This window comes from Micromonospora sp. NPDC126480, assembly GCF_040302465.1.
GTDB lineage: Bacteria > Actinomycetota > Actinomycetes > Mycobacteriales > Micromonosporaceae > Micromonospora.
In genome coordinates this window covers 1-6,456 of the sequence record NZ_JBEORU010000057.1, presented here as the reverse complement: position 1 = coordinate 6,456, position 6,456 = coordinate 1, and the positions used below count along the sequence as shown (strand labels likewise).

6 protein-coding genes and 1 tRNA gene are annotated in these 6,456 nt (G+C 68.8%); 1 reads left to right on the top strand and 6 read right to left on the bottom strand.

Annotated features, from left to right (window positions below; translation table 11 throughout):
* The first annotated feature begins 558 nt into the window (after positions 1-558).
* Positions 559-780, top strand: a complete 222-nt coding sequence (locus ABTW87_RS29970) for a hypothetical protein (RefSeq protein WP_350654765.1) — start codon at positions 559-561, stop codon at positions 778-780.
* A gap of 46 nt (positions 781-826) precedes the next feature.
* Here the strand turns inward: ABTW87_RS29970 and ABTW87_RS29965 are convergent, their stop codons facing one another.
* The 6 genes from ABTW87_RS29965 to ABTW87_RS29940 form a co-directional block, all read right to left on the bottom strand.
* On the bottom strand, positions 827-1,624 hold the full coding sequence (locus ABTW87_RS29965) for a carbon-nitrogen hydrolase family protein (RefSeq protein ID WP_350654763.1): 798 nt from the start codon (positions 1,622-1,624) through the stop codon (positions 827-829).
* A 129-nt stretch (positions 1,625-1,753) separates the two neighbouring features.
* Positions 1,754-3,043 carry an ATP-dependent Clp protease ATP-binding subunit ClpX gene (clpX, locus tag ABTW87_RS29960; RefSeq protein WP_350654762.1) on the bottom strand — a complete coding sequence of 430 codons (1,290 nt, stop codon included), beginning with the start codon at positions 3,041-3,043 and terminating at the stop codon, positions 1,754-1,756.
* A gap of 207 nt (positions 3,044-3,250) precedes the next feature.
* Positions 3,251-3,913, bottom strand: coding sequence for an ATP-dependent Clp protease proteolytic subunit (locus tag ABTW87_RS29955; protein WP_350654761.1), 663 nt, complete (start codon positions 3,911-3,913; stop codon positions 3,251-3,253).
* A gap of 14 nt (positions 3,914-3,927) precedes the next feature.
* Complete coding sequence (locus ABTW87_RS29950) at positions 3,928-4,569, bottom strand: ATP-dependent Clp protease proteolytic subunit (RefSeq protein WP_289278143.1); 642 nt, start codon at positions 4,567-4,569, stop codon at positions 3,928-3,930.
* Positions 4,570-4,739: 170 nt separating this feature from the next.
* Entirely contained in the window at positions 4,740-6,086 is a 1,347-nt protein-coding gene (gene tig / locus ABTW87_RS29945) for a trigger factor (RefSeq protein WP_350654759.1), read from the bottom strand.
* 130 nt (positions 6,087-6,216) lie between these two features.
* Positions 6,217-6,290: transfer RNA gene (locus tag ABTW87_RS29940), tRNA-Pro, on the bottom strand.
* Positions 6,291-6,456 lie beyond the last annotated feature (166 nt).

The following is a 6,456-nucleotide window of genomic DNA, read 5'->3' as shown; positions in this document are numbered from 1 at the left end:
CAGTCCGGGGTATAAAACAATTGGCACTGGCTTATCAAGCACCCTGTTGAGTTCTCAAAGAACAACCACACACCATCCGAACCCCCACCAAAGGGAACCCGTCCGGGGCAACCTCTCCAACCTACCCGGGCCGTCCCTCGTCGTCAAACCTGAGATCCAGGTGAGCAACTCGAAGTGGTCCGGATCCACGATTACGCACGCCGTCACCGGCGGTCGCTACTGTCGTGGGAAGCGGCAGACCGGCCGACGATCGCTGCGCGACCATCCGCCCGGCTCCTGCCGGCTTCAGAACTCTACCCGGTCGGCTTCGCGATCGCAACCCCGAATTTCTCGGAGGCCGTCGCACCGCCCGTGCCAGTCTCGGTCGGCGTCTCCGCCACGAGCCTGGTGCCCGTTCTCAGCCGGTTCGCCCCGGCCTCCCGCGTGCAGAGTGAAAGGTACTGGGACGCCCCGTGGAAGGCAAATCAAGACCCGTCACTGGCCGCCCGGATGCCCGCGGAGCACCCTCCCGTCCGCAGGGCGAGACCAGGACCCTCACCCCGTGGGAGAGTGTTCGGCATGGCTGATGTGACGGCGACGACCGTACTCGCCGAGGACGCGCTGCTCGGACTTCTGCTGCCCTTCTGGCAGCTCGTCATCGGCGCCTTCGTGCTCGTCGTCCTGGTGCTGTCGATCGGCCGGCTGGTCCGGCGGGGACCGTCCCGGATGACCACCGCGCTCCTCGTGACGGCCGCCGCGATCGCCGGCCTCGCGACCATCGGGGTCCTGCTGCAGGGCTGAGGAGCGGGTCCGGCCCGGTCCGGGCGTCGACGGCCCCGGTTCCGCCCTATAGACGGCGGTTCGCCAGGCTCGGCAACTCGGCGCGGACGGTACGCAGCCGGTCCAGGTCGAGATCTGCGACGGCGACACCGGTGCCGTCCGGCGCCTGGGTGAGCACGAGCCCCCACGGGTCGATCACCATGCTCCGCCCGAAACAGGTACGCGACGGTTCATGATCGCCGGTCTGTCCGGCCGCCGCCACGAAGCACTGATTCTCGATGGCCCGGGCGCGCAGCAGGACCTCCCAGTGGTCCCGCCCGGTGTGCAGCATGAAGGCCGCCGGCACGAGGAGCAGGTGCGCCCCACCGTCCGTGGCGAGCGTGCGGTAGAGCTCGGGGAAGCGCAGGTCGTAACAGATGGACAGGCCGACGCGCACCCCCTCCACGTCGACCACCACCGGTTGAGACCCGGCGGCGACCGTGGCCGATTCGAGGTACGACACCCGGCCAGGGATCTCCACGTCGTACAGGTGGATCTTGCGGTAGGCGGCGGCCAGCGCTCCGGAGCGGTCGAACACCAGTGAGGTGTTGTAGGTGCGCTCCGGGTCCGGACCGCTTTCGTGGACCGACCCGGCGACGACCCACATGCCGAGCCGCGCCGCAACCCCGGCGAAGAACTGCCCGACCTCCCCGTCGACCGGCTCCGGGGTGGGTAACCCACCGGCCGGCCCGAGGTAGTCGACGTACTCCGGGAGGACCGCCAGGTCGGCGCCGGCGGCGGCAGCGCGCTCGAGGAGGGCCTCCGCGGCCGCCAGGTTCGCCTTGCGGTCGTCCCGGGAGTTGAGCTGGCAGACGGCGACACGCATGAGATCAGGGTACGGGCGGAAGCGAACCGGCGACAGCGGCGTGCGTCCGGTGCGGGAAGCGGCCCTGGCCGGACGCGCACGGGCCCGCCGAGCCGCAGGCCATTCCGGGTGCGGCTCGGCGACGGCGGATCAGGCCGACTTCTCCTCGCGCTCCCGGCGGGCCCGCCGGCCAGTGAACTCCCGGGGAACGATCGTCGGGTTGACGTTCTCCAGGACGACCTCGCGGGTGATCAGCACTCGGGCGGCGTCGGGGTTGCTTGGCACCTCGTACATCACCGAGAGCAGGACCTCCTCCATGATGGCGCGGAGGCCGCGAGCTCCGGTGCCGCGGAGCATGGCCTGGTCGGCGATCGCCTCCAGCGCCGAGGTGTCGAACTCCAGCTCGACCCCGTCCAACTCGAAGAGGCGCTGGTACTGCCGGACGAGCGCATTGCGGGGCTCGGTGAGGATCCGGACCAGGGCCGTACGGTCGAGGCTGCGCACGCTGGTGATCACCGGAAGCCGGCCGATGAACTCGGGGATCAGGCCGAACTTCAGCATGTCCTCCGGCATCACCTGGCTGAAGATGTCATCCGTCGAGCGCTCCGAGACGGATCGCAGCCGGGCGCCGAAGCCGGTGCCCCCGTGGCCGGTGCGCGCCTCGATGATCTGATCCAGGCCGGCGAAGGCACCACCGCAGATGAAGAGCACGTTCGTCGTGTCGATCTGGATGAACTCCTGGTGCGGGTGCTTGCGGCCGCCCTGGGGCGGCACGTTCGCGACCGTGCCCTCCAGCATCTTGAGCAGGGCCTGCTGCACACCCTCGCCGGACACATCCCGCGTGATCGACGGGTTCTCCGACTTGCGCGCGATCTTGTCGACCTCGTCGATGTAGATGATCCCGGTCTCGGCGCGCTTGATGTCGTAGTCGGCGGCCTGGATGAGCTTGAGGAGGATGTTCTCCACGTCCTCGCCGACGTAGCCGGCCTCGGTCAGCGCCGTGGCGTCCGCGATGGCGAACGGGACGTTGAGCATCCGGGCCAGGGTCTGCGCGAGGTGGGTCTTGCCGCACCCGGTCGGGCCGAGGAGCAGGATGTTGGACTTCGCCAACTCGACGCTGTCGGTGCCGGGGGCACCGGCCGCCTCGGCCTGGATCCGCTTGTAGTGGTTGTAGACCGCGACGGCGAGCGCCTTCTTGGCCTGGTCCTGACCCACGACGTAGTTGTCGAGGAACTGGCAGATCTCCATCGGCTTGGGAAGCTCTTCCCACTTCACCTCGCCGGACTCGGCCAGCTCCTCCTCGATGATCTCGTTACAGAGATCGATGCACTCGTCGCAGATGTAGACCCCGGGGCCCGCGATGAGTTTCTTGACCTGCTTCTGCGACTTGCCGCAGAAGGAGCACTTCAGTAGGTCGCCGCCGTCACCGATCCGTGCCACCTACGTTCTCCCTGCACTCATCGGCCGGGGACCCGGCCATGACCTCGGACGCCTGCGCGCCGCCCGTCTCTCGTGCTCCGCCGGCGGGGCCAGCGAAGCGGTACAGACCCGACGTTACCCGCTGGCGCCGGTTTCTCCGACCCCCAAAACGGGTGTGTCAGAGGTCGGCCAGGAACGGCTCCCGACCGACCTCCGACCCGGTGCGGCTCAGCTGGCGGCGTTGGCGGCCAGCAGACCCTTCTTGCGGCTGGTGAGGATGGTGTCCACCAGGCCGTACTCCTTGGACTCCTCGGCCGTCATGATCTTGTCACGGTCGATGTCCTTGCGGACCTTCTCGACCGGCTGGTTGCAGTGCCGGGAGAGCATCTCCTCCAGCTGCGTACGCATCCGCAGGATCTCGCGGGCCTGGATCTCGATGTCCGAGCCCTGGCCGTAACCGCCCTCGGTGGCCGGCTGATGGATGATGATCCGCGAGTTCGGCAGGGCCATCCGCTTGCCCGGCGTGCCGGCCGACAGCAGCACGGCCGCCGCGCTGGCCGCCTGGCCCAGGCAGACCGTCTGGATGTCCGGCCGGACGTACTGCATGGTGTCGTAGATCGCCGTCATGGCCGTGAACGAGCCGCCCGGCGAGTTGATGTACATGATGATGTCGCGGTCCGGATCCGTGCCCTCGAGCGTGAGCAGCTGGGCCATCACGTCGTTGGCCGACGCGTCGTCGACCTGGACCCCGAGGAAGATGATCCGGTCCTCGAAGAGCTTGTTGTACGGGTTGGACTCCTTCACCCCGTACGACGTGCGCTCGACGAACGACGGCAGGACGTAGCGGTTGTGCACGGCCGCGAACTGGGGCGGCAGGCTCAGGTCGGTCATCGTCAGCTCCTCGCTCAGCTCAGGGTCCCGGCGCCTTCCGGAACCTGGGCGGCTCCGGTGATCACCTTGTCGATGAAGCCGTAGTCCATGGCCTCCTGGGCGGTGAACCAGCGGTCGCGGTCCGAATCCGCCTCGATCTGCGCCTGGCCCTGACCGGTGTGGAACGCGACCCGCTCCTGGAACATCCGCTTGGTGTAGAGCATCTGCTCCGCCTGGATGGCGATGTCGGAGGCGGTGCCGCCCATGCCACCCGACGGCTGGTGCATCATGATCCGCGCGTGCGGCAGGGCGTACCGCTTGCCCTTGGTGCCCGCGCAGAGCAGCAGCTGGCCCATCGAGGCCGCCATGCCCATCGCCACGGTCGACACGTCGTTGTCGATGAACTGCATGGTGTCGTAGATCGCCATGCCGGAGTAGACCGAGCCACCCGGCGAGTTGATCCAGAGGTTAATGTCGCGGTCCGGGTCCTCCGCGGCGAGCAGCAGCAGCTGCGCGCAGATGCGGTTGGCGACCTGGTCGGTCACCTCGCTGCCCAGGAAGATGATCCGCTCCTTGAGCAACCGGTTGTAGACCGAGTCGTCGAGGTTGCCAATGTTGTCGCCACCTCGGGCGTCGATCGCCCGGAGCGGCGTCGCTGGGATGTGCATGTCGGTCATGGCAGCCCTTCGCTCTCCGTACCGTCCTACCCGACACTAACCGCTCAGCCCGTTGGCAGAGTCCCGGTCGGGGCACTGTTCGCTCTCAGCGCAGCCCCCTCGGGGCGTACCCGGAAACGGGTTTCGGCCGCCGTCGGACCCGGCGTCCGAGGGCGGCCGAACCGCGGCGATCAGTGCTCGTGGTCGTGCTCGGCCTCACCCTCGGCGCGCAGTGCGTCGAGGTTGACCTCGTTGCCGGCGGTGTCCTTGATCGCGATGCGCTCCATGATCGAGGCCAGTGCCTTGCCCCGTCGGACGTCGCCGTAGACAGCACCGGCCGCGCCGGAGCGGACGAGCTGGTCGTAGTACTGCTGCGGGGCCATCCCGGCACGCTGCGCCCGGTGCACGATCTCGTGGCCGAACTCGTCGTCGGAGACCTGGGTGTCCTCGGCGTCGGCGATGGTGTCCAGCAGAAGCTGGATCCTGACACCCTGAGTGGCGGCCTCGGTCAGCTCGGCGTCGATCTGCTCCTCGGTCTTCTCCTCGGCCGCGAGGTACTCCTCAAGCGAGGCGCCGATGCGCTCCAGCTGGTCGACCATCGCCGCCTTGCGGCTCTCGACCTCCTCGCGGACGACGCCCTCCGGCGCGGGCACCCCGGCGGCCTCGACGAGCTGCTCGAGGGCCTTGTCCCGGGCGGCGTAGATCTGCTCGACCCGCTTGCCCCGGGTCACCCGCTCGCGCAGGTCGCCCCGCAGCTCCTCCATCGTGTCGAACTCGCTCGCCAGCTGGGCGAACTCGTCGTTCAGCTCGGGGAGCTCCTTCTCCTTGACCGTGCGGACGGTCACCGACACCTCGGCGTCGCGGCCGGCGTAGTCGCCGCCGACGAGCTGCGTGGTGAAGGTGGTGCTCTCGCCGGCGGACAGGCCGACGACCGCCTCGTCCAGGCCCGGCAGGAGCTGCTTGCTGCCGACCTCGTGCGAGATGTTGCTCGCCGAGCCGCCCGGAACCTCCTCGCCGTCGACCGTCGCGTTCAGGTCGATCTGCACGAAGTCACCCTCGGCGGCGGCCCGCTCCACGGTCTTGAGCGTGGCGAACCGCTCCCGCAGGCTGCCCACCTGCGCGTCGATCTCGCTGTCGTCGATCTGCAGCTCGTCGACCGTCACCTCGATGGTGGCCAGGTCGGGCAGGTTGATCTCCGGGCGGACGTCCACCTCGGCGGTGAAGTTCAGCGTGTCGCCGTCGGCGAACTCGGTGATCTCCACCTCGGGACGACCCAGGGTCTTCAGGTCGTGCTCGCGGACCGCGGCCAGGATGTTCTGCGGGATGGCCTCCTGGACGGCCTCGTTGAGGACCGTGCCCCGGCCGACCCGCTGGTCGATCACGGCGGAGGGAACCTTGCCCCGGCGGAACCCGGGAACCTGGACCTGCTGGCCGATCTCCCGGTACGCCTTCTTGAGGCTCGGCTCGAGCTCGACGAACGGCACCTCGATGGCGAGCCGCACGCGCGTCGGGCTCAGAGTCTCGACGGTGCTCTTCACAGGCGTACTCCTTGACGGATCTCGGTTGGTCTGGGCGCTCTCACAGCCCATCGAGTGTAGGCGAGCCGGCACGGCCAGCCGGCAGCGCCCGGCAACGACGTTCCCGGGGCTGCCCGGCCGCGGACGGCAGTCGGGGTGGCGGGATTTGAACCCACGGCCCCTCGCTCCCAAAGCGAGTGCGCTACCAAGCTGCGCCACACCCCGTGGCGGGAAGCAGTCTATGCCGTCGGTGCCCGCCCGGGGTCTCCCGGGGCGGCCTCGGCCCGGGCCCGAGGCGGTTGCGTCCACGGAAGTGGTGTACGACTTGCCCGTGATGGGCGTGTTGCGTAGATAAGAGACGGCCATCGCGTCGATCCTTCAAGACGACCAA